Below are 21283 nucleotides of genomic sequence, written 5' to 3' on the forward strand. Positions count from 1 at the left end.
ATCTCCAATTCCCGCGAGAAAAAGACTCAGGACGTGCGCAGCTGGAGCGGGAGCTCGCGCAGCCTGCGTCCGGTGGCGTTGTAGACGGCGTTGGCGATGGCGGCGGCGACGCCCGTGATGCCAATCTCTCCCACGGACTTGATTCCGAGCGCATTGGAAGGATCCGGCTCGCCCACGAACAAGACCTCGATCTCCGGCACATCGGCGTGCACGGGAACGAGGTATTCGCCCAGGTCTCCGTTCACGAGCTGGGCCGTGCGAGGGTCGACGTGCCCCGCCTCCAGCAAGGCCATGCCGAGCCCCATCGTCATGCCGCCGATCATCTGGCTGCGCGCCGTCTTGGGATTGAGGATCCGCCCACAGTCGAACGCCCCGACCATGCGGCGCACGCGAATGATGCCCAGTTCCTCGTCGACCGCGACCTCGGCGAATTGCGCGCCCCAACTGTGGATGGAGCTGTCACCCGCCGTCTGCACTCGGACGCCCGCCGCGGAGGTGAAGGCCTTGGAACCGATGATCCGGCTGACCATCGTGGGGAGGCTGTGGTAGGTGACGGAGAGCCCCGCCTCGCCCTGGGTGGAGACAACGGCCGCGAAGTCCAGACCCACCGTCGGCGCATCCAGGGACACCACTCGGCCATCACGGACGCCGAGCGCCGCGCGCTCCTTTCCCTGGAGGGAGGAGCCCTTCGTCCGGCGAGCGAGGTCGAGCAGCTTCTCGCGCAACTCGACGGCGGCGCCATGGACGGCGTCTCCCAGTGATTGGGACAACATGGAACCACCGGCCATGGCCGAGCGGGGGTAGCGCGTATCCCCGAGCCGGACGTCGACGAGAGAGGGAGACACGCCCAGCACCTCGGCCGCGACGATCGCCATGGCGGTATAGGTGCCCTGGCCGATGTCGACGCCGCGGCTCTCGACGAACACACGCCCCTCACGGGAAACGCCCACCCGGGCCTCCGAGGGGAAGCTCCGGGTCGGATAGGAGGCGGTCGCCATGCCGAGCCCAATCCACTCATGCCCCTCGCGGCGGCTTCGAGGCTCGGCCGAACGTCGAGACCAACCGATCGCCTCGGCACCCGCGGCGTAGGCCTCCTTGAGCTTGCGGCTCGACCAGGGCTTGCCACTGTGCGGGTCCGAATCGACATGGTTGAGCAGCCGCAGCGCCAGCGGGTCGGTTCCGGCCTTGGCCGCGAGCTCATCCAGGGCCGATTCAACGGCGAAGCTGCCCGGTGCCTCCCCAGGGGCGCGCATCCAGCCCGGCGGGGAGATGTCGAGCTCGGCGACCGAGTTCTCGGCCCGGTAGTTCGCCACGGCATAGGTGGCGTGGGACGAGCGGGAGCCCGGCTCACCATAGAGGGCATCGCGGCTCGTCTCGTTGGCGGTCTCGTGGATCAACGCCGAGAGCTTGCCCTGGGCGTCGGCACCGAGTCGCAGCCGCTGCCGGGTGGCGGGCCGGTTGCCGACCGCCAGGAACACCTGGGAGCGGGACAGGACGAGCTTCACGGGACGGCCCACCACGCGCGAGGCCATCGCCGCGATGGCGGCATGCGGGTAGATGTTGACGCGGCTGCCGAATCCACCGCCCACGAAGGAGGAGATGAGGCGGACATCGTCTCGCTTCAAACCGAACCAGTTCGCCAGCACGTCCTGGGCGCCGTCGACCCATTGCGAGCCCTCGCGCACGGAGAGGCGGTCCTCCCCCTCCCACCAGGCGAGCGTGGCATGGGGCTCCATGGCGGCGTGGTAGTGGCGAGGCGTGGTGTAGACGGCTTCGATGACGAGAGGCGCCGAGGCGAGCGCGGAATCCGGCTCACCGCGTTGGGTGTCCTCGCTGAGCGCCTTGGCCATGAACCCCATGCTGGCCATGCGTTGGACGTCACCGGTGGCCAGCGTCGCGGCGGGGGGAGTCTCGTCACGGTAGGTCACCCGCACGAGAGAGGCCCCATGACGAGCCGCCTCGAGGCTGACGGCGACGACGGCGGCGATGTGCTGGCCCCGGTAGTGGATCTCCTCGTCCAGGAAGGGACGGCGACGATGACCCGAGGCGCCCAGGGGAAAAGCGGCGGCCTTCTTCATTTTCGGTGCGTTCGCGTGGGTCAACACGGCGAGGACACCGGGCGCGGCGAGCGCCGCGGCCGTGTCGATGCTCGCGATCTTCCCGCGAGCGATGGTGGCACCGACGAGGACGGCATGGGCCAGCCCCTCGGGAACGGCATCGGCGGAGTAATCAGCGCGGCCCGTCACCTTGGCGATGCCATCGATGCGTGACGTCGCCGGTCCATGGGTCAGGTGCGCCACGGGATGGGTCTTCATGAGAACTCCTGGAGCAGGAGCCTCAAGGTATCACCCGTCGGCGGGTCCGGGCTCGGGCCGCTCGATGAGACCCGCCCTGTCCAGCAACTCACGTACACGCGCGGTGAACGCCACATGCTCGGGGTTGCTCGCCGTCATGGCCTCGGAGGAGAGAATGAGCAGCCAGCCCAACTCGCCCACCGGCTCGATGCGCACGGGCGCGGGCAGCGGTGGCACTCGCCCCAAGCGGCGCGACAGGTAGGTCAACCAGCCCACCCGCACCTCCCGATTTCGCTTCTCGATGAGATCCACCATGTCGGTCGAGCTGACCATGGCGAAGTCGGGGTCCCAGGCTGTCGCTACGCTGGAGAGAACCGCGGTCATCAAGGGGGCGCGCAACAATTGCTCCCGCCCCGGGCCCTCCTCCGGCGGGTAGAGGAGGCAGGTGTTTCCAGATCCCCAGGGCGAGTACTCACCGCAGTGGAGCTGGACGCGGGTTCGCACCTTCTTCGCGTTCCATACATGCTCGGTGAACCCCAGGTCCTCGATGACATTCTTGCCGACGTCCGTGCGGTTCCTCCCTCGGAGGAACAACTGCTCCCACTCTTCCGCATCAGAGCGGACGGGGTAGCCTGGCAACTCACGAGGAAAACCCCGTCCCCCCCGGTACCACTGAGCGAACATCGGGTCACACCTCGCCAGCAGGTGGAAGAAGAGTTCCGCGCGCCGGGCACACTCCAGCGCCGTCTCCCGCCGAGGACCCCAGTATGCGCCCAAATAGTGCCGCTCGAACATGACGCGTGATAGCGCAATCAGGGCCCCATCAGAACGCCCGGCCCTGGGCTCCATCCACGGGCACGGTGGCGCCGGTGACCCAGCGGGCGCGCTCGGAGCAGAGGAAGACGACCACCTCGGCCACCTCCTCGGGCGTGCCGAAACGGCCCCAGGGGAACTCCTCGCGCACCATCTTCTCCACCTTCTCGGGGTCCTTCTGGCGCCGACGGTCCCAGCTCCCGCCCGGAAAGAAGATGGCGCCCGGAGCCACGCCGTTGACGCGGATGCGGTGGCGCGCCAGGTCCACGGCCATCTCCTTGGTGAGCGCGGTCACCGCCGCCTTGGCCGCCGTATAGGGCGCGCTGGTGGCGTACTCCCGGCCGAAGATGGAGTTGATGTGCACGATGCAACCGCCGCCGCGCGTCTTCATGTGCTCCACCGCGTGCTGGCTGCACCACACCGTGGACAGCAGGTTGCGGTCCACCACGTCCTTCCACTGCGCGGCACTGGCCACGTCGAAGGCCCCCGCCCCTCCGCTGCCACCCACGTTGTTGACGAGGATGTCGAGCGCGCCGAAGGAGCGCACCGCCATCTCCACCGCGGCCTGGGCTCCCTCGGGCGTGGCCACGTCTCCCGCCACCAGGGCCACGTCCGCGCCAGCCGCGCGCAGCTCCGACGCCACCGCCTCCAAGCCCTCCGCCCCGCGAGCGCTCAAACACACCTTCACGCCCTCGCGCGCCAGGCCCAGGGCGATGGCCCGTCCGATGCCCCGGCTGCTGCCCGTCACGAGTGCCGTCTTGCCTTTGAGTTCCAGGTCCATGCGGTGTGTTCTACCTCACGCGCCGCGACCGCTCAGCCCTTCCGCGTGGCGCTGAGAATCCGGATGGGTGGAGTGAGCCGCTGTCCCTTCGCCGGAGCCTTTTGGATGGCGCGCACCACGTCCATGCCGCGCACCACCCGGCCGAAGGCGGCGAAGCCCTGACCATCCGGGTTGCGCTTGCCACCGAAGTCCAGCTCGGGCTGGTCGCCCACGCAGATGAAGAAGTCGGACATCGCCGAGTCGGGCGTGTCGCGCGCCATCGACACCGTGCCCTCCAGGTGCTTGAGCCCGGTCACGCTCGTGCGCTCCAAGGCCACGGGCGGGCGCTGTTCGGAGGCCTTCCCAGGAGCGATGCCACCCTGGATGACCTCGATCTTCACGGCGTTGTCCGGCTGGTTGTCGGGCGTCACGGTGCGGTGGAAGACGCCCGCGGAGAACAGGCCCGCGTCCACGTAGTGCAGGAAGTTGCGGACCGTGTTCGGAGCCCGCGCCGCGTCCAGTTCCAGTTCGATCTCGCCCTTCTCGGTCTTGAGGATCACGTTCACCTTGCCCGATGGCGCCTGGGCCGCCTTTGGCGCGGCGGCGAGGGAGGAAGACGCGAGGAGCAGCAGGACACCACAGGCGGACGCGATCAGGGAGCGCATCTAGGGATTCTTACCCGAGGGCACTGGCAGGGGCACGAGGGTCGGCTCCGGGCCCGAGCCACCGATGGCCTGTCGAGCCGCCGCGTCCTGGGGCGAGAGGGGCCGGCCCACGTACTGGACGTTGTCGTTGTTGTCGATCGCGAAGCGCACGAGCGCGCGCATCAAGCGGTTGCGCTTCACGTTGCCCACGACCTGCCGCAGGTCCTCGTAGACGGTGGGATCCTTGAGGATTCCGCCGAGCGAGCCCTCGCCGCGAGCCACCATGGCGGTGATCTGCTTGATGTCCGCGGCGGCGCTGCCCAGGTCCGACAGCATGTTGCCCGCGCTGCCGTAGACGAGCTGGTGCACGGCGCCATCGGGATTCGTCTTGGCGTCCTCAAGCAGTCCGGCGAGCTGTCCGGCCGCGGAGCCCAGTTCCTTGAGGGCGTTGACGCCATCCTGGCCGTAGATGAGCGCATGGGCGGTGCCCTGGCCGTGCTCGACCTCGCCGAGCAGGGAATCCACGCGGGCGACGGCCCGGTCCATGCGCATGGCGGTGCGGGAGGCATTGGCCACGAGGGTGCGCACTTCCCTGCCGGTATCCTTGTCATAGATGAGGGCGTGGAGGAGACCGTCGCCCTTCTCCACCTCCTCGATCAGATGGCGGAGGCTGCGCACGCCGGCGGCCACGTCCTGGGCCATGGCGGGGTCCGCGTAGGCCTCGGCGGCCTTGCGCAGCGTGGCGCTCACCACCACGGCGTCCTCGAGCACCTTGGAAGCGCCCCTCAGCATCGCGGCCACGTCCCCGCCGCCCTCGCTGGGAATCACCCCGTTCTCGGCCAGCGGGGGCTGGTCCAGGGAGCCGAGCGTGATGTTCACCGCCTTGTCTCCGAGCACCCCCATGCTGGAGAGCTGGGCCACGGAGTCGGCGCGGATGCGGGAGGCGTACTCGGCGCCCAGCTTCAGGCGGACCTCCATGCGCTTCTCTCCGGGCGCGGTGGGAAAACCCACGCCGTCCACGCGGCCCACCTCCAGGCCATTGAGCCAGACGGGAGAATGCTCGGACAGCCCATCCACGCCCGCGAAGTAGGTGCGGTAGAGGACCTGTTTCTCGAACAGGTGCGTCTCCTGGCCGATGAGCATGACGACGAGTCCGGCCAGCACCAGCGCCATCACCATGAAGGCGCCCACCCGCAGCGCCAGACGTCGATCCTTGGAAGTATTGGTGAACACACTCACGGCGCCGCCTCCCGCTCCAACTCCTGTTTGCGCGCGTCCAGAAAGGCACGGACCTCGGGCACCGAGGAGCGCTTCATCTCCTCGGGGGTGCCCACCTGGACGATCCTGCGATGGGCCAACATGGCGATGCGATCCGAGACCGTGAACGCGCTCATCATGTCGTGGGTGACCACGATGGACGTGCAGCCGAGCTGCCGCTGCATGTCCAGGATGAGCTGGTTGATGGTCTCGGTGGTGACGGGATCCAACCCCGTCGTGGGCTCGTCCCAGAGGATGACCTCGGGGTTGGTGGCGATGGCGCGCGCGAGCCCCACGCGCTTGCGCATGCCGCCGGACAGGTCCGCGGGCTTGAGGTGCTCGGTGTCGGGCAGGCCCACGAGGGCGAGCTTCTCCGCCACGCGCTCGCGCACCTGGGCGGGCGTCATGTCCGGGAAGTGCTCGTGCAGCGGGTAGGCGATGTTCTCGCCCACGGAGAGCGAGTCGAACAAGGCCGCGCCCTGGAACACCATGGCCACGTGCCGGCGCAGGGCGATGAAGTCCTCCTCTCGGAAGTCGGAGAGGTCCTGCCCCTGGAAGAGGATGCGTCCGGAGTCCTGGCGCAGCAGGCCGATGAGACACTTGAGCAGCACGCTCTTGCCCGTGCCCGAGCCGCCGATGACCGTGAGGGTCTCCCCGGCGTGAACGGACAGCCGCACGTCGTCATAGACGCGCTTGGGGCCGAAGGCCTTGCGCAGGTGTTCGAAGCGGATGAGCTCTTCCCCGGGCTGGGGAGGGTGGAAGCGCAGACGCGGCGAGGGGCGCGAGAACATGTTCACAGGGAGAGCGTGAGCTTGGTGATGAAGAAGTCGGCCAGGCAGACCGTGACGGAGGTGATGGCGACGGTCTCGGTGGTGGCGCGGCCCACGCCCTCGGTGCCGTTCTGCACGGTGAGCCCCTTGAAGCAGCCCACGATGCCGATGATTCCCCCGAAGACGAAGCCCTTGAAGACGCCGGAGAGGAAGTCGCTCATGAGGATGACGTCCAGGGCGCCCTTGAAGAACAGGTTGAAGCCGATGCCGTACTGGACGTTGACCACGAGGGCGCCGGCCACCATGCCGATGACATCCGCGAGCACGGTGAGCGCGGGGGCGAGCACGAAGCAGGCGAGCACGCGCGGCACCACGAGCTTGCGCAAGGGGTCGGCGCCGAGCGCGCGGATGGCGTCGACCTGCTCGGTGACGGTCATGCTGCCCAGCTCGGCGGCGATGCCCGAGCCCACGCGAGCGCCCACGGTGAGGGCGATGAGCACGGGGGACAGCTCGCGAAACAGGGTGAGCACGACGACGCGGCCCACGGTGTACTGCACGCCGAAGCGCGCCAGGAAGAAGCCGAACTGCAAGGAGATGACGAGCCCCGCGAAGGTGGCGGTGAGCAGGGCGATGGGCAGCGAGCGCACGCCCAGCGCCTCCAGTTGGTAGATGAAGGCGGAGCCCGAATAGGGCGGGCTCAAGGCGCGGGTGAACACCTGGCCCGTCATCAGCGCGATGGACCCCAGGCGCTCCATGCGCTCCTTCATGCGGCCGGTGAAGGAGTCCTCACCGGACGAGGTGTCCACCTCGGCGGGAGGCTGGGTCAGCTGGGCATCCGTGCTCATGAGGCTTCCTCGGAGTGGAATCCGAGCACCATGGCGTCCAGCTCGGCGAGGTGGCTGTCCAGACGCCCCAGGGGCGAGACATAGGAGAAGTCGAACACGCAGCGGTCCTTCTTGAGCACCAGCAGCATCAACTCCACGGGAACGCCATCCAGCTTGGCCAGGTAGTGCGAGCGCAACGCCTCGCGCTCGTCGACGACCTCCAGGCGGTGGAAGACTGCCTGCCGCTCGGTGAATCCCTCGAGAAGGTGGTGGGTGAGCACATCCAGCGGGGCGTCCTCGTGCTCGCGGCAGGTGGCGTTCACGGACAAGGCATGGCCGGTGTCCTCGATGAACCAGGCCACGTCATTGCCGGGCAGCTTCACGCGCTCCCAGCCCGGAGGCAGGGCACCGAGCCGGTAGCGGACACCCTCCTTGGACACCACATGGTTCTCGAAACGGACGCCGCGGTGACAACCCGCGAGCACGAACAAGGACCCCAACACCCCGATGTAGCGAATCACGCCCGGCTTCATTGGGGCGACAGTAGGCACCCACATTCCGCGGGGTGAGTTCCCTAGGGGGAGGAAAGGTTGATTCCTGAAAACAACTGGAGGGCGGGCAGGCGGACCGGGCGCCCGCCGCACCGGGTGTTCCAAGGGGGGAGGACGGATGCGGATGTTGAGACGTGAACCCCGTGAACCCCCTGAACGAGGAGGAGGCGCCCATGGACGGCGGACTGGGACTGTTTGGATTGGGATTGTTCCTGTTGTCGATTGCCCTTCTCTACGCTCGGGAGGCGGTCTGGCTGGCGGCGCTGTTGCTGGTGCTGTCGGTCGTCTCCATGGGCTTCGCGATGACCGAGAGCCCCCGGCGCCGGGATCTCGCCCTGGGCATCGGGGCGGTCTGCCTGGTGTCGGCGCTGGTGAGCCTGGCCTTCTCGGTGTCCTGGTGGTGGGTGGTGGCCACGTCGCTCTTCGGAGTGGCCTACCTGGTGCTGTGGGCGGAGTTCCGCTTCGCCTTCTTCCAGCACATTCCCCAGGAAGCCGGCCCCGGGGGGACCACCTCGCGTCACATCCGCGGGCGCCGGCGTTGATGCCCTACCGGCCCGTGCGCTCGAGCACCCAGAGGGTGGCGGCGATGGGCTCCGGGCAGTCGTAGACGCGCTGCGCCTCGTTCACGGAGGCCCAGCGCGTCTCACCCCTGTAGATGTGACCGTCTTGCAGGGTGGCCACGGTGTCCCCGCCCACCTCGATGGCGTGCCCCTGCGCCTGCTTGACCGCCCTGCCCTGGGTATCGCCCATGCGCACGATGGAGATCGTCTCCCCCGAGCTGCGCACGGTGTACTGGGTGCTTCCCCCTCGCTCGACCCGGTTGCCCGCGCATTTGGACTCCGTGGCGAAGGCGCTTCCGCTCACGACCAGCCACAGCACCCCGAGTCCCCTCAGCGTCCCCTTCATGGCCATGCCCCCCTCCTACGCACAGTGTCGGGAAGGGCTTGTTGCAAGGCGATGGCCAGACACCTCGCCGCGCGTGACGGAGCGCGTCAGGGCTTGGGAGCGAGCGCGAGCAGGGCCTCGATGAGGGGGTTGCGTTGGGGGGAGCGACGCCACGCGACATAGAGGGGGAATTCGCGGGCGGGCTCGGTGAGGGGCAGGGCCGTGACGCCAGGGACCTTGGGACCGCGCGGTTCATGCGAGGCCAGGAGCGAGTAGCCAAGCCCGGCGGCCACGAAGCCGAGGATGGTCTCCGAGGAATCGGCCGCGTACATGCGGCGGGGCACGATGCCGAAGTGGGCGAGCGCCGCGAGCTGCAAGTCCCGCAGGTGGGGGTCGGAGCTGTAGGTGATGAAGAGCTCGTCGCGGAAGGGGACGGGGCTGACGAGGCCCCGGATCGGGGAGCGAGGCCGGGAGGGGAAGACGAGGAAGACGCGCGTCTTGCCCACCTGCCGTGTGTCGAGATCGGGCGGCACCTCGGGCAGGTGATCCACGAGGAGATCCGTCTCGCCCGAGCGCACGAGGGCCATGGCGGGCACCTTGGCTTCGAAGAGGGCGACCTCGATATCGGGCCGTTGGGAGCGCAGGCTGCGCAGCCAGGGGGGCAGCAGGTGGCGGAGCACGTGTCCGGAGGCATGGATGCGCAACCGGCCGCCCACGTCACCGGTGCGCAGGGAGCGCTCCAGGGCGGGCAGACCCTCGTAGAAGGGAGCCACGGCGTCGTAGAGCACGCGGCCCTGGGGGGTGAGCACGACGCGGTCCTTACCTACGCGCTCGAAGAGGCGCACACCCAATTCGGACTCCAGCCGTTTGATCTGCTGGTGCACCCCTGGCTGGGTGATGGGGTACGGGAACGCGCGAGCCGCACGGGCATACCCCTCGCAGCGCGCGACCCAGTAGAAGCCCTCGAGACGCTGGAGCTGAATCATACACTCCAGCTTATCGAACACCGAGCCCTTCGTTCCATGCGGTTTACGATGGGTTGAGACATGTTATGTTTCGTCCACGCGCGGTCCCCTTCCGGGACGCGCCATCCGAACGAGGTTCACCATGTCCCGCTCTCCCCATCATTCCGCCGTGAAGCAGGGCCACAGTGGCGCCTGGATCATCCAGACCTGGCTGTCCTTCGCGCTGTCCGTGGGAGTGACGACGGTGGGGATCTGGCACCTGCCGGTGGACGGCTGGCAGAAGGCGTTCCTGGGAATGGGGCTGTTGTTCAGCGTGGGCTCCACGTTCACCCTGTCCAAGACGGTGCGCGACCAGCACGAGCAGGAGAGCATCACCGCGCGCATCGACGAGGCGCGGGTGACCAAGCTGCTGGCCGAGGTGGACCCGGTGGTTCTCAAGTAGACGGGGCTGGTATACCGGAGGCATGGCATCCGGCCCGGCGCGGTCCTCATCCGCCTCCAGCGCGACGTGGCTGGAGGATCTCGATCTGCTCATCCGAGCCCGCTATCCGTTGATCTACCTGGTGTCCTGGGAGGAGCACCGGGTGGACAGCATCCTGCGCGAGCGGGCGCGGGTGCACGGCAAGCTGCTGCTCACGTGGTCGGTGAGGAAGGGGTTGCGGCAGATGAGCGCGGGCCGGGGCCCCACGCTGCCCGAGGACACGCGCAACCCGCTCGAGGCGATCGCCGCCATCGAGGCGCTGTCCGAGCCCTCGCTGGTGGTGCTCAAGGACTTCCCACCGTACCTGGAGGAGAAGCTGGTGGTGCGAGCGCTGCGCGAGCTGGCGCATTCGCTCAAGAGCACCTTCACGACGGTCATCCTGTTGTCGCCGACGCTGCAACTTCCCACGGAGCTGGAGAAGGAAGTGTCGGTGCTGGACGTGCCGTTGCCGGGCTTCCAGGAGCTGCTCAACCTGCTCAAGGAGATCGTGGCGGTGGTGCGCCGGAGCAACAAGGCGAGCATCGAGCTGTCGCGAGAGGAAGCCGAGCAGCTCATCAAGGCGGCGCAGGGGCTGACGCTCTCGGAGGCGGAGAACGCGTTCGCCAAGGCGATCGCCCATGATGGGCGCCTGAGCGTGGAGGACATCCGCCGGGTGCAGGACGAGAAGCGCCAGGTCATCCGCAAGAGTGGGCTGCTCGAGTACTACCCTCCCTCGGAGGAGCTGGGGAACGTGGGAGGGCTGCGCAATCTCAAGCAGTGGTTGGACCGGCGCACGGCGGCGTTCGGGGAGCGAGCGCGTCAGTTCGGCCTGCCCGAGCCGCGAGGCTTGTTGATGTTGGGCGTGCAGGGGTGTGGAAAGAGCCTGACGGCGAAGGCGATCGCCGCGCACTGGAACCTGCCGTTGTTGCGGCTGGACATGGGCCGCATCTTCAGCGGGCTGGTGGGCTCGTCCGAGGAGAACCTGCGCAAGGCCATCCACGTGGCGGAGAGCATCGCCCCGGTGGTGCTGTGGGTGGACGAGTTGGAGAAGGGCCTGTCGGGGGTGGCGTCCTCGGGGACGACGGACGGGGGTGTCACGGCGCGGGTCTTCGGGGCGCTGCTCACGTGGTTGCAGGAGAAGACGGCGCCGGTGTTCGTGGTGGCCACGGCCAACCGCATCGAGGGCCTGCCACCGGAGCTGTTGCGCAAGGGCCGCTTCGACGAGATCTTCTTCATCGATCTGCCAGAGGTGGCCGAGCGTCGGGACATCTTCCGCATCCACCTGAGGCGGCGAGGGAGGGATCCGGCGGCGTATGATTTGAACGCGCTGGCGGAGCTGGCGGTGGACTTCAGTGGAGCGGAAGTGGAGCAGGTGGTGGTCGCCGCGCTCTACGAGGCGTTCGGAGAGAACGTGGAGTTGGAGCAGCGCCATCTGAACCGGGCCATCCAGGAGACGTTTCCCCTGGCCGTGACGCTGAGGGACGAGGTCCTGCGGCTGCGCGAGTGGGCGCGAGGACGAACCCGGCCGGCCTCGGGCGGTGGCCCCGCGAGGAGCAGCCCATGACGTCCCGATTCTCCCGCTTCATGCATCTTGAGCGCCCGCGGGGAGACAAGACCGACGGCGAGGGTCAGGTGGAGTTGCACGATGGGGGCCGTTTCGAGTCCGTGGAGGGCCCCGGCCCCGCGACGTCGCCGGAGCACGGAGTGCCGGAGGCCCACCTCGAGCGCTTCAAGCTGCACGGACAGACGCCACTGGTGTTGGACGCGATGCCCGAGCGGGAGCAGCGCTTTCCACGCTGCATCCAGTGCCAGACGAGCAACAGCCGCTTCACCCGGGCCTGCGTCACGTGTGGGGCGGATCTCCAGACCCCCGAGCAGCGAGCGGATGACGAGGCGCGCTGGCGCACCGAGGCCCAGGCCTCGGCGCGAATGAACGCGGCGATGACGGTGGAGGGGAAGGCGGCCGGGCGGGAAACGGAGAGGAGCGAGAGCGAGGAGCCAGGGTCGGCCGCGCACTTGTTCGAGCCGTCACTGGGGCTGGGGTTGCTTCGAAGGATTCAGGCACCCGCCGCGAGATGGACGGTCCTGGCGGGAGCGCTGGGGCTGCCGTGGCTGCTCACGCGCGCTCAAGCGGAGCCGGTACGAATGTTGGGTGTGTTCGTGGGCGTGATGATCTGCACGAGCTTCGTGCCCAGTTCCTTCTGGACGGGAGCACGTCGAGGCTAGGGAGGGGTGAGCGAGACTTCTCCCGAGCGCACGCCCATCCAGAGGGTGTCCTGAGCGGCGGCATTGCGCACGAGGCCCGCGTCCGTGGTGGTGAGGAAGACCTGGGCCCCACTCGCCGCCAGGTAATTCATCAGATAGGCATTGCGCTCGGGGTCCAGCTCACTCGAGACATCATCCAGGAGCAACAAGGGAAGAAAACCCATGGAGGCCTCGAGGTTCTCGATCTCGGCGATCTTCCAGCCGAGCACGAGGGCGCGTTGTTGGCCCTGGCTGGCATAGGCCCGAGCGCTGCGTCCACCCAGGGTGACGGAGACATCGTCCACATGGGGGCCCACGGAGGTGAAACCGCGATCGATATCCCTTCGGGAGCGGGCCGCGAGGGCTTCTCGAAGCGCCGTGGCCAGCGCCGCTTCATCGACACCATCGAAGTCGAGCTCCCCCAGGTGGGCGGGGTGATAGCCATACACGGCGGGGTCTGGCGTACGACCGATGGAAGCGAACGTTGCCTGGGCACGAGGAGCCAGCTCGGCCATCAGGGAGCGCCGACGGGCATACACACGCGCTCCGGCCCGGGCGAGCGTCTCGTCGTAGGCATCCAGATAGGCGGGCTCGACCGGACCGGTGCGCAGCAACCGGTTGCGGTTCTTCAAGGCGCGGCCGTACTCGCGGCTCTCTCGCAAGAACGAGGGGAAACGGTTGAACACGGCTCGATCCAGGAAACCTCGCCGGGAATCCGGACCGCCCTTCACCACCTCCAGATCATCCGGGGTGAAGGCCACCACGGAGACTCCGCCGAAATACTCCTCCAGGCTGGAGGCCTTCTTGCCATCCACGAAGGACTGACGGACGCCGCCCGCCACTTCGACGGAGATTTCCCGCTCGGCGCCCTTGAGGAGAAAGCGGCCGGAGACACGTGCCGATGAAGCGCCCCACCTCACGAGTTCCGAGAGGCGTCCCGCTCTCAGGGGCTTGAGCGTGGCGAGGAAGTAGAGCGCTTCGAGCAGGTTCGTCTTGCCCTGACCGTTCTGGCCCACGGCGATGGTCGCGTGAGGACTCGGCGACAGGGAGACCTGACCAAGGTTGCGGAAGTCCTGGACGTGGAGTGCCAACAGGCGCACGGGAGACCTTTCTCCCATCCGTTCGCGTGAGCGTCCAGGTTAAAGCCCTAGCCCGAAACCTTCGCCCAGGAGGACCGCCCGGTCACTTGCCGGGCTTGTCGCACGAGGCCGGGCAGATCCTCCGCCTCCGTGGTGGAGAGAGGAACGAGCCGGGAAAGCTGTTGTTCGCTTCCCCGGGAAAAGAGCCTGGCGGGAGTCTCGGCCTGGCCGCGCAGGCGGATGAAGAGACGCAGGGCCTGGCACACCCGTTCCATGTCGGGCCCGGTCTCGGCCTTCGCCCGTTGGGCAGCGGCCCAGAGCCGCCCCCAGGCGACTTCGATGTTCCAGGCACCGTCCGGGCGGGAATGAGACAGGGCGGTCAACTCCGCCGCCACTTCGAGCAACCCCGCCCGTCCCTCGCTCAACAGCGGAGATGCCGCCAGCCGGGCTTCGGACGAAGCCTCGCGGGCCACCAACCACACCAGCAATTCCGGCCCTTCCTCCTCGCCAGGAATCAGGGGGGACACACGGCTCTCCAGCAGGACGCGCAGGCGAGACCGCGCCAGATCCCGCCAAAAGAGCGCGTGAAGGAAGAGTTCGGGCCCACTCCGAGGTGGATGCATGGGGGCGCGTCTCGCCCCCTTCTCCAGATACGCGCGCAGTTTGCCTGTGGTGTCGAAGCGCTCCACCCTGTCCCAGAGGGACTGCATGGCCTTGTCGGACAGGGGAAAAGCGCGACGAACCTCGTCCGCCTCCTCCGCGCCAAAGGGCAAGGACCCCGCCGGAACGGGGCGAGCGAACACGCGCTCGAAGACTTCCGCGGACACACATGCCGCCCGCAGATCGGGAAGGTTGCGGGGCAGGATATCCACCGCCTGGGTCCACAAGCGTCGACCCAGCAATGGACCCGCGCGCAAGACCTCTTCCTCGAGCAGCAGCAAGGCTTCGCCAAGACGAACGGGCTTCACCTTCGCGCTGAGCCGCCTGTCCACCACCTTGGAGAGAGCCGTCCGCAGCTTCACCACCTCGGCCAGCAGCACCATGGACGAGGAGTTGGGCGGCCAGGCCTCCACCTGGGCGCGCTGCGAGACCGATTCCAGCGTGGCATCCACCTGGGGCTGATCGAGCGCGACCTGTCTCAGCAGTTCGAGGTTCGCGCGGACCTTCTCCTGCCAGAAGAACGCCCGGAGCATGAGCCGCAGCGCCTGGTAGCGCAGACGAGCGGCTTCGAGCAGATCCGCTCGATCCTCAAGCCGCGCTCGCAAGCTGTCCGGAGAAGAAGCCACGGAGCGATCTTAAGGATGTTCACGTGAGCGGACACGCCTCCCCACGGGGAAGGAGGCGCGAAGTGAACGGTCAGCCCCGGGAGAAGCCCGCAAAAGAGAAGGCCCCGAGCGACCACCGTGGGGTGGAGGCTCGGGGCCTTCAAGAGAAAAAAATCCGGCAGCGACCTACTCTCCCGCGCGGTTTCCCGCGGAGTACCATCGGCTCTGGAGGGCTTAACTTCCGTGTTCGGGATGGGAACGGGTGGGACCCCTCCGACATTGCCACCGGAAAACTGGTGTCCGTCTCAAGTCCATACGAAGGGTAGGGAAATCAACTCCGGCTGCGAAGCTCGCAAGTGCCGTCTTCCGGGCCCGGCGCCTTGTCTCCCTCTGGGAGGGGACGCGCACGGGGCCTCGAACCTGGCCTCGACTCCTCGGACACCTCCCAACCTGACGGGAGCTCCTAAGAGATTGAGGTAAAGTAAGCCTCTCGACCTATTAGTACCGGTTAGCTCAACGTGTTACCACGCTTACACACCCGGCCTATCAACGTCGTCGTCTTCGACGGGTCTTCTGGGGCTTGCGCCCGGGATACCTATTCTCGAGGTCGGTTTCCCGCTTAGATGCTTTCAGCGGTTATCCAATCGACACATGGCTACCCAGCGATGCCTCTGGCGAGACAACTGGTACACCAGCGGTGTCTCCAACCCGGTCCTCTCGTACTAAGGTCAGAGCCTCTCAAGTATCCTACGCCCACAGCAGATAGGGACCAAACTGTCTCACGACGTTTTGAACCCAGCTCGCGTACCGCTTTAATTGGCGAACAGCCAAACCCTTGGGACCTGCTCCAGCCCCAGGATGCGATGAGCCGACATCGAGGTGCCAAACCTCCCCGTCGATGTGAACTCTTGGGGGAGATAAGCCTGTTATCCCCGGAGTACCTTTTATCCGTTGAGCGATGGCCCTTCCATTCAGGACCACCGGATCACTATGACCTGCTTTCGCACCTGCTCGACGTGTCCGTCTCGCAGTCAAGCTCCCTTATGCCATTGCACTCGCCGCCCGGTTTCCAATCGGGCTGAGGGAACCATCGCGCGCCTCCGTTACGTTTTGGGAGGCGACCGCCCCAGTCAAACTACCCACCAGACAGTGTTCCAACTCCCGGTAAGGGAGCATGGTTAGACACCAGAATCCGACAGGGTGGTATTTCACCGTTGCCTCCACCGAACCTAGCGGCCCGGCTTCAAAGGCTCCCACCTATCCTACACAGTCGAACCCTAGTGTCACTGTCAAGTTGTAGTAAAGGTTCACGGGGTCTTTCCGTCTTGCTGCGGGTAAACTGCATCGGCACAGCTATTTCAATTTCGCTGAGTCCCTCTCCGAGACAGCGCGGAAGTCGTTACTCCATTCGTGCAGGTCGGAACTTACCCGACAAGGAATTTCGCTACCTTAGGACCGTTATAGTTACGGCCGCCGTTTACTGGGGCTTCGGATCATCGCTTCACCTTGCGGCTGACGAATCCCCTTAACCTTCCAGCACCGGGCAGGAGTCAGACCCTATACGTCGGCTTCTTGCCTTCGCAGAGTCCTGTGTTTTTGGTAAACAGTCGCTACCGCCATTTCTCTGCAACCCCTCTGGGCTTCGGCTGTACGCCTACACCTACCAGGGGCCCACCTTCTTCCGAAGTTACGGTGGAAATTTGCCTAGTTCCTTGGAGGAGAGTTCTCTCAAGCGCCTTAGGATTTTCTCCTCACCCACCTGTGTCGGTTTGCGGTACGGACACCCTGTAGACTCCCCGCGGAACTTTTCTTGGAAGCCGAGCATCAGCGACTTGCCCCGTGAGGGGGGCCATGGGGTCTCGGGGATAGCTGCCGCGCCTTTATTCGTACGCGACACCCCTACGCCTTTGGACTGACACAACCACCGGTCAGCTCGCCTAGCTTTCTCCGTCCTTCCTCGGTTCAACGTCTACAAGATGGCGCAGGAATATTAACCTGCTTGCCATCACCTACGCCTTTCGGCCTCGGCTTAGGTCCCGGCTAACCCTGGGAAGATTAACTTGACCCAGGAAACCTTGGGTTTACGGCGAGGGGGTTTCCCACCCCCTTTATCGCTACTCATTTCGGCATCAGCACTCGCAACCGCTCCACCAGCCCTTGCGGTCTAGCTTCTCAGCTGTTGCAACGCTCCCCTACCACTGCATGCGCCTGACGCATGCAATCCGAAGCTTCGGCGCTAGTCTTGAGCCCCGTTACATTTTCGGCGCGGCCTGTCTCGACCAGTGAGCTATTACGCTTTCTTTAAAGGATGGCTGCTTCTAAGCCAACCTCCTGGTTGTCAATGACCTGCCACATCCTTTCTAGTGTTCACTTAGACTAGACTTGGGGGCCTTAGCTGTCGGTCTGGGTTATTCCCCTCTTGCCAATGGACGTTATCACCCACTGACTGCTTCCCGAGATAACAAGTACTGGCATTCGGAGTTTGGTACGGTTTGGTAATCTGGTGAGACCCCTAGCCGTTCCAGTGCTCTACCTCCAGTATTGAATTCCTCGAGACGATACCTAAATATCTTTCGGGGAGAACCAGCTATCACGGAGTTTGATTGGCCTTTCACCCCTACACACAGCTCATCCCAGAAATTTTCAACTTTCATGAGTTCGGTCCTCCATGAGGTGTTACCCTCACTTCAACCTGGCCATGTGTAGATCACCCCGCTTCGGGTTATAATGCACGCAACTCATTCGCCCGTTTCGGACTCGCTTTCGCTCCGGCTCCACCTATCGGCTTAGCCTCGCTACGTACATTAAGTCGCCGAATCATGATGCAAAAGGTACGCCCTCGCACTGGGTTGCCCCGTAGTGCTCGGACTGCTTGTAGACATGCGGTTTCAGGTTCTTTTGACTCCCCTCACTGGGGTTCTTTTCACCTTTCCCTCGCGGTACTAGTTCACTATCGGTCGCCAAGGAGTATTTAGCCTTACCGGATGGTCCCGGCGGATTCAGGCAGGATTGCACGTGTCCCGCCCTACTTGGGTACCCCACTCGGCCTCCGTCCGTTTTCGCGTACGCGACTATCACGCTCTCTGGTCCACCTTTCCAGGTGGTTCCGCTAACAGACAAAGGTCCTACCGTGGACCCGCAACCCCGATGCCATTTTCATGACACCGGTTTAGGCTCCTCCCATTTCGCTCGCCGCTACTCTGGGAATCACTCGTTGTTTTCTTCTCCTCAGGGTACTGAGATGTTTCACTTCCCCTGGTTCGCTCCTTCGGCCCTATTTATTCAGGCCGAGGTAACGAGGCTTTCACCTCGCTGGGTTTCCCCATTCGGACATCTCCGGCTCAACGTTCGGTTGGCAACTCCCCGGAGCTTTTCGCAGCCACCCACGTCCTTCTTCGCCTCTTGGCACCTAGGCATCCACCGCACGCCCTTAGTAGCTTACTTACCTGAATCTCTCAGAAGCCCGCCTCCCGGCGGTTTCCTTGGTTTCGAGACCAGGCTCCAGGCCCCGACTCTTCGTCGCGGACCCGAAAAACTTCACTTGCTTGAGTGCGTGAGCTTCGTGCCGCCGGGCCGCTCTCGCAGCCTGACTGCCTCCCGCTTCACGCAAGAACTTCTCAGCAGAAATTGATTTCTACCCTTCGTATGCACTTGTCAAAGAACGCTTCCGACGTGTTTCCATGTCGGACAACCTGTGGAGCTGGACGGGATCGAACCGACGACATCTAGCTTGCAAAGCTAGCGCTCTCCCAACTGAGCTACAGCCCCAGTAATGTGTCGTAGGCACCCACTTTGCCGGCCGTCTTCGCGTCACCCCTCCTCCCCTCTTGGGAGACTGGTGGGCCTAGGTGGACTTGAACCACCGACCTCGCGCTTATCAGGCGCGCGCTCTAGCCAGCTGAGCTATAGGCCCAGTGGATTTCCCTCACAGCGTCCAATTCTTTCAAAGAACCGAGCCCCTTCGGCTCAGCCTCTCAAAACCAGACAGCAAGCCCTCGACAGTATTGCAGAAACGTTGACCTGGTCGACCTCGGCCACCGAAGTGGCTGGTACACCCTGTGGCGCCGAAGCGCTCACCGTGTACCCGGTCTCCTTAGAAAGGAGGTGATCCAGCCGCAGGTTCCCCTACGGCTACCTTGTTACGACTTCACCCCAGTTACCGACCACTCCTTGGGCACCTCTTGGTGAGATGACTTCTGGAGCAATCGACTCCCATGGTGTGACGGGCGGTGTGTACAAGGCCCGGGAACGTATTCACCGCAGCGTGCTGATCTGCGATTACTAGCGATTCCGCCTTCATGGAGTCGAGTTGCAGACTCCAATCTGAACTGAGACCGGTTTTATGCGATTAGCTCCCTCTCGCGAGTTGGCAACGCTTTGTACCGGCCATTGTAGCACGTGTGTAGCCCTGGTCATAAAGGCCATGAGGACTTGACGTCATCCCCACCTTCCTCCGGTTTAACACCGGCAGTCCCTCTAGAGATCCACTTGCGTGGCAACTAAAGGCGAGGGTTGCGCTCGTTGCGGGACTTAACCCAACATCTCACGACACGAGCTGACGACAGCCATGCAGCACCTGTCTCTCGGTTCCCTTGCGGGCACCCCCTCATCTCTGAGAGGTTCCGAGGATGTCAAGACCAGGTAAGGTTCTGCGCGTTGCGTCGAATTAAACCACATGCTCCACCGCTTGTGCGGGCCCCCGTCAATTCCTTTGAGTTTTAGTCTTGCGACCGTACTTCCCAGGCGGAGAACTTAATGCGTTAGCTACGGCACCGCGGGGGTCAACACCCACGACACCTAGTTCTCATCGTTTACGGCGTGGACTACCAGGGTATCTAATCCTGTTTGCTACCCACGCTTTCGCGTCTCAGCGTCAGTCACCGTCCAGGTGGCCGCCTTCGCCACCGGTGTTCCTCCCCATATCTACGAATTTCACCTCTACTTGGGGAATTCCGCCACCCTCTCCGGCACTCAAGCTCTGCAGTTTCGAACGCACTTCCTCGGTTGAGCCGAGGGCTTTCACATCCGACTTGCAAAGCCGCCTACACGCGCTTTACGCCCAATAATTCCGAACAACGCTTGCACCCTCTGTATTACCGCGGCTGCTGGCACAGAGTTAGCCGGTGCTTCTTCTCCCGGTACCGTCAAGCCCCTGAGTATTAGCCAGGGGGTTTTCGTCCCGGTCGAAAGTGCTTTACAATCCAAAGACCTTCATCACACACGCGGCGTTGCTGCGTCAGGCTTTCGCCCATTGCGCAAAATTCCCCACTGCTGCCTCCCGTAGGAGTCTGGACCGTGTCTCAGTTCCAGTGTGGCTGATCGTCCTCTCAGACCAGCTACCCGTCGTCGCCTTGGTGGGCCATTACCCCGCCAACTAGCTGATGGGCCGCGGGCTCATCTGGGTGTGATAGCTTGTATACAGAGGCCACCTTTTCCCTCAAGAGCCGAAGCTCCCGGGGGCTCATCCGGTATTAGCCAATCTTTCGACTGGTTATCCCAGACACCTAGGCAGATTACCCACGTGTTACGCACCCGTGCGCCGCTCTACTAGGATTGCTCCATTCGCGCTCGACTTGCATGTGTTAGGCACGCCGCCAGCGTTCGTTCTGAGCCAGGATCAAACTCTCCAATTGAATTTTTGAAGGGTTGAACCGGCTTGGCCAGGTCCCGGCTAAGGGGTTGCCTGACTTCGCTGTTCATCGGAGTCCTGCCAATCGACTCTCGCCGACTCGCCTTCGGACTCCGTTACTGCCAAGAATTGACTGCGGTTTCCGCAATCTGTCTTCTTTGGGCTTGCTATCTGGTTTTCAAAGACCGAACCGCTTGTCGCGGGCCTGCTGCTGTGCTACCGTCGGCTTCGCCTTTCGGCGCCGTCCCGCCTTGCTGCGCGGGCTGCCTTCTCTACTTCCGAACCGGCTCGACTGTCAAGTCACCGTTGTGACTTCGTCTTCCCCGCTTCGCTTCGTCCCGAAGTCCGCTTTCGCTTTCTTCTTCCGAAGGGGCGCGGAACCTACTGCCTTTCCGCTTCCGCTGTCAACTCGCTTCGTCGACTCGTTTTTCCTGCTGCCCGTCCAGCGTCGCTTGTGCGACCTTTTCGGTTCAGCGGGAGGCGGCTTCTATCACCGCCGCCATTCGAGTCAACTTCGTTTCGTTGACGCCTTATTTCCTCTGTCCCTGCTGCGTCCGGAGGTCCCCACCGCCAGTGCGGTTTCGCCTTCCCGTCCGTGGGGGCGCGCCTTCTAGCCCCGCGCCCTCCTCCGTGTCAACTCCCTTCGTTGACTCCGGTGCTTCCCCCTCCCGGCCGACTGTCGCCTGCGCGACATCCGCTTCGCTCGGGGGACGCGGCTTCTACCACCACCGCGTTTCGAGTCAACCCTGCTGCGTCGACTCTTTATTTCTCTGCGCCTCGAACGCCGTCCCACCGCCAGCGCGGTTTCGCCTGCCCGTTCGAGGGGACGCGGCTTCTACTCTC

Annotated in this window: 16 protein-coding genes, 2 tRNA genes and 3 rRNA genes; 4 read left to right on the forward strand and 17 right to left on the reverse strand. The window is 64.9% G+C overall.

What is annotated here, in order from left to right; genetic code table 11:
- Positions 1–26: 26 nt before the first annotated feature.
- The 8 genes from MEBOL_RS14995 to MEBOL_RS15030 all read right to left on the reverse strand — a co-directional run bounded on the left by MEBOL_RS14995 (position 27) and on the right by MEBOL_RS15030 (position 7883).
- Entirely contained in the window at positions 27–2315 is a 2289-nt protein-coding gene (locus tag MEBOL_RS14995; RefSeq protein WP_095978073.1) for a xanthine dehydrogenase family protein molybdopterin-binding subunit, read from the reverse strand.
- Positions 2316–2345: 30 nt separating this feature from the next.
- Entirely contained in the window at positions 2346–3143 is a 798-nt protein-coding gene (locus MEBOL_RS15000; RefSeq protein WP_342747771.1) for an Imm52 family immunity protein, read from the reverse strand.
- The gene (locus MEBOL_RS15005) at positions 3118–3888 is read right to left on the reverse strand and encodes an SDR family NAD(P)-dependent oxidoreductase (protein WP_095978075.1); all 771 of its coding nucleotides are present in this window, start codon (positions 3886–3888) and stop codon (positions 3118–3120) included. The genes MEBOL_RS15000 and MEBOL_RS15005 overlap by 26 nt, the downstream gene beginning before the upstream one ends.
- 32 nt (positions 3889–3920) lie before the next feature.
- A complete protein-coding gene (locus tag MEBOL_RS15010) occupies positions 3921–4532 on the reverse strand; it encodes a peptidylprolyl isomerase (RefSeq protein ID WP_095978076.1) in 612 nt (203 codons plus the stop codon).
- Positions 4533–5750 (reverse strand): MlaD family protein, encoded by a 1218-nt coding sequence (locus MEBOL_RS15015; RefSeq protein ID WP_095978077.1) that lies wholly within the window; start codon positions 5748–5750, stop codon positions 4533–4535.
- Positions 5747–6559 (reverse strand): ABC transporter ATP-binding protein, encoded by an 813-nt coding sequence (locus MEBOL_RS15020; RefSeq protein WP_095978078.1) that lies wholly within the window; start codon positions 6557–6559, stop codon positions 5747–5749. The genes MEBOL_RS15015 and MEBOL_RS15020 overlap by 4 nt, the downstream gene beginning before the upstream one ends.
- A gap of 2 nt (positions 6560–6561) precedes the next feature.
- Positions 6562–7305, reverse strand: a complete 744-nt coding sequence (locus MEBOL_RS15025) for an MlaE family ABC transporter permease (protein ID WP_095982798.1) — start codon at positions 7303–7305, stop codon at positions 6562–6564.
- Positions 7306–7379: 74 nt separating this feature from the next.
- On the reverse strand, positions 7380–7883 hold the full coding sequence (locus tag MEBOL_RS15030; RefSeq protein WP_245919778.1) for a hypothetical protein: 504 nt from the start codon (positions 7881–7883) through the stop codon (positions 7380–7382).
- Between the two features lie 164 nt (positions 7884–8047).
- Between MEBOL_RS15030 and MEBOL_RS15035 the strand changes: the two genes are divergently transcribed.
- Positions 8048–8455 (forward strand): hypothetical protein, encoded by a 408-nt coding sequence (locus MEBOL_RS15035; protein WP_245919780.1) that lies wholly within the window; start codon positions 8048–8050, stop codon positions 8453–8455.
- Between the two features lie 4 nt (positions 8456–8459).
- Here MEBOL_RS15035 and MEBOL_RS15040 read toward each other — a convergent pair whose 3' ends face one another.
- Together MEBOL_RS15040 and MEBOL_RS15045 are read right to left on the reverse strand one after the other, a co-directional pair.
- Entirely contained in the window at positions 8460–8825 is a 366-nt protein-coding gene (locus MEBOL_RS15040) for a hypothetical protein (RefSeq protein ID WP_095978079.1), read from the reverse strand.
- An 80-nt stretch (positions 8826–8905) separates the two neighbouring features.
- Complete coding sequence (locus tag MEBOL_RS15045; protein ID WP_095978080.1) at positions 8906–9784, reverse strand: LysR family transcriptional regulator; 879 nt, start codon at positions 9782–9784, stop codon at positions 8906–8908.
- 121 nt (positions 9785–9905) lie between these two features.
- On the opposite strand from MEBOL_RS15045, the gene MEBOL_RS15050 reads away from it, so the two are divergent.
- The 3 genes from MEBOL_RS15050 to MEBOL_RS15060 are packed head-to-tail and all read left to right on the forward strand — an operon-like array spanning position 9906 to position 12449.
- On the forward strand, positions 9906–10205 hold the full coding sequence (locus MEBOL_RS15050; RefSeq protein ID WP_095978081.1) for a YiaA/YiaB family inner membrane protein: 300 nt from the start codon (positions 9906–9908) through the stop codon (positions 10203–10205).
- Positions 10206–10227: 22 nt separating this feature from the next.
- A complete protein-coding gene (locus tag MEBOL_RS15055) occupies positions 10228–11787 on the forward strand; it encodes an AAA family ATPase (protein ID WP_095978082.1) in 1560 nt (519 codons plus the stop codon).
- Positions 11784–12449, forward strand: coding sequence for a hypothetical protein (locus MEBOL_RS15060; RefSeq protein WP_157774978.1), 666 nt, complete (start codon positions 11784–11786; stop codon positions 12447–12449). The genes MEBOL_RS15055 and MEBOL_RS15060 overlap by 4 nt, the downstream gene beginning before the upstream one ends.
- Here the strand turns inward: MEBOL_RS15060 and recF are convergent.
- From recF to MEBOL_RS15095, 7 genes are all read right to left on the reverse strand, one after another.
- On the reverse strand, positions 12446–13567 hold the full coding sequence (recF, locus tag MEBOL_RS15065; RefSeq protein ID WP_095978084.1) for a DNA replication/repair protein RecF: 1122 nt from the start codon (positions 13565–13567) through the stop codon (positions 12446–12448). The genes MEBOL_RS15060 and recF overlap by 4 nt on opposite strands.
- A 47-nt stretch (positions 13568–13614) precedes the next feature.
- Positions 13615–14832, reverse strand: coding sequence for a hypothetical protein (locus MEBOL_RS15070; protein WP_095978085.1), 1218 nt, complete (start codon positions 14830–14832; stop codon positions 13615–13617).
- A gap of 152 nt (positions 14833–14984) precedes the next feature.
- A 5S ribosomal RNA gene (rrf, locus tag MEBOL_RS15075) occupies positions 14985–15101 on the reverse strand.
- A 187-nt stretch (positions 15102–15288) separates the two neighbouring features.
- Positions 15289–18255, reverse strand: a 23S ribosomal RNA gene (locus MEBOL_RS15080).
- A 251-nt stretch (positions 18256–18506) separates the two neighbouring features.
- Positions 18507–18579 (reverse strand) — tRNA-Ala (locus MEBOL_RS15085).
- A gap of 68 nt (positions 18580–18647) precedes the next feature.
- Positions 18648–18724, reverse strand: a tRNA-Ile gene (locus tag MEBOL_RS15090).
- 184 nt (positions 18725–18908) lie between these two features.
- Positions 18909–20444: ribosomal RNA gene (locus MEBOL_RS15095) — 16S ribosomal RNA — on the reverse strand.
- Together the 16S, 23S and 5S rRNA genes with 2 tRNA genes alongside form the textbook arrangement of a ribosomal RNA operon.
- Between the last annotated feature and the right edge of the window lie 839 nt (positions 20445–21283).

It is taken from the genome of Melittangium boletus DSM 14713 (assembly GCF_002305855.1).
Taxonomy (GTDB): Bacteria; Myxococcota; Myxococcia; order Myxococcales; family Myxococcaceae; genus Cystobacter; species Cystobacter boletus.

What these genes read in the sequence shown, in the direction of transcription:
- MEBOL_RS15005 (WP_095978075.1), bottom strand. Translation starts at nt 3,888, where the DNA reads ATGGACCTGGAACTCAAAGGCAAGACGGCACTCGTGACGGGCAGCAGC.
- MEBOL_RS15040 (WP_095978079.1), bottom strand. Translation starts at nt 8,825, where the DNA reads ATGGCCATGAAGGGGACGCTGAGGGGACTCGGGGTGCTGTGGCTGGTC.
- MEBOL_RS15045 (WP_095978080.1), bottom strand. Translation starts at nt 9,784, where the DNA reads ATGATTCAGCTCCAGCGTCTCGAGGGCTTCTACTGGGTCGCGCGCTGC.
- MEBOL_RS15010 (WP_095978076.1), bottom strand. Translation starts at nt 4,532, where the DNA reads ATGCGCTCCCTGATCGCGTCCGCCTGTGGTGTCCTGCTGCTCCTCGCG.
- MEBOL_RS15025 (WP_095982798.1), bottom strand. Translation starts at nt 7,305, where the DNA reads ATGAAGGAGCGCATGGAGCGCCTGGGGTCCATCGCGCTGATGACGGGC.
- MEBOL_RS15050 (WP_095978081.1), top strand. Translation starts at nt 9,906, where the DNA reads ATGTCCCGCTCTCCCCATCATTCCGCCGTGAAGCAGGGCCACAGTGGC.
- MEBOL_RS15055 (WP_095978082.1), top strand. Translation starts at nt 10,228, where the DNA reads ATGGCATCCGGCCCGGCGCGGTCCTCATCCGCCTCCAGCGCGACGTGG.
- MEBOL_RS15020 (WP_095978078.1), bottom strand. Translation starts at nt 6,559, where the DNA reads ATGTTCTCGCGCCCCTCGCCGCGTCTGCGCTTCCACCCTCCCCAGCCC.
- MEBOL_RS15060 (WP_157774978.1), top strand. Translation starts at nt 11,784, where the DNA reads ATGACGTCCCGATTCTCCCGCTTCATGCATCTTGAGCGCCCGCGGGGA.
- MEBOL_RS15000 (WP_342747771.1), bottom strand. Translation starts at nt 3,143, where the DNA reads ATGGAGCCCAGGGCCGGGCGTTCTGATGGGGCCCTGATTGCGCTATCA.
- MEBOL_RS14995 (WP_095978073.1), bottom strand. Translation starts at nt 2,315, where the DNA reads ATGAAGACCCATCCCGTGGCGCACCTGACCCATGGACCGGCGACGTCA.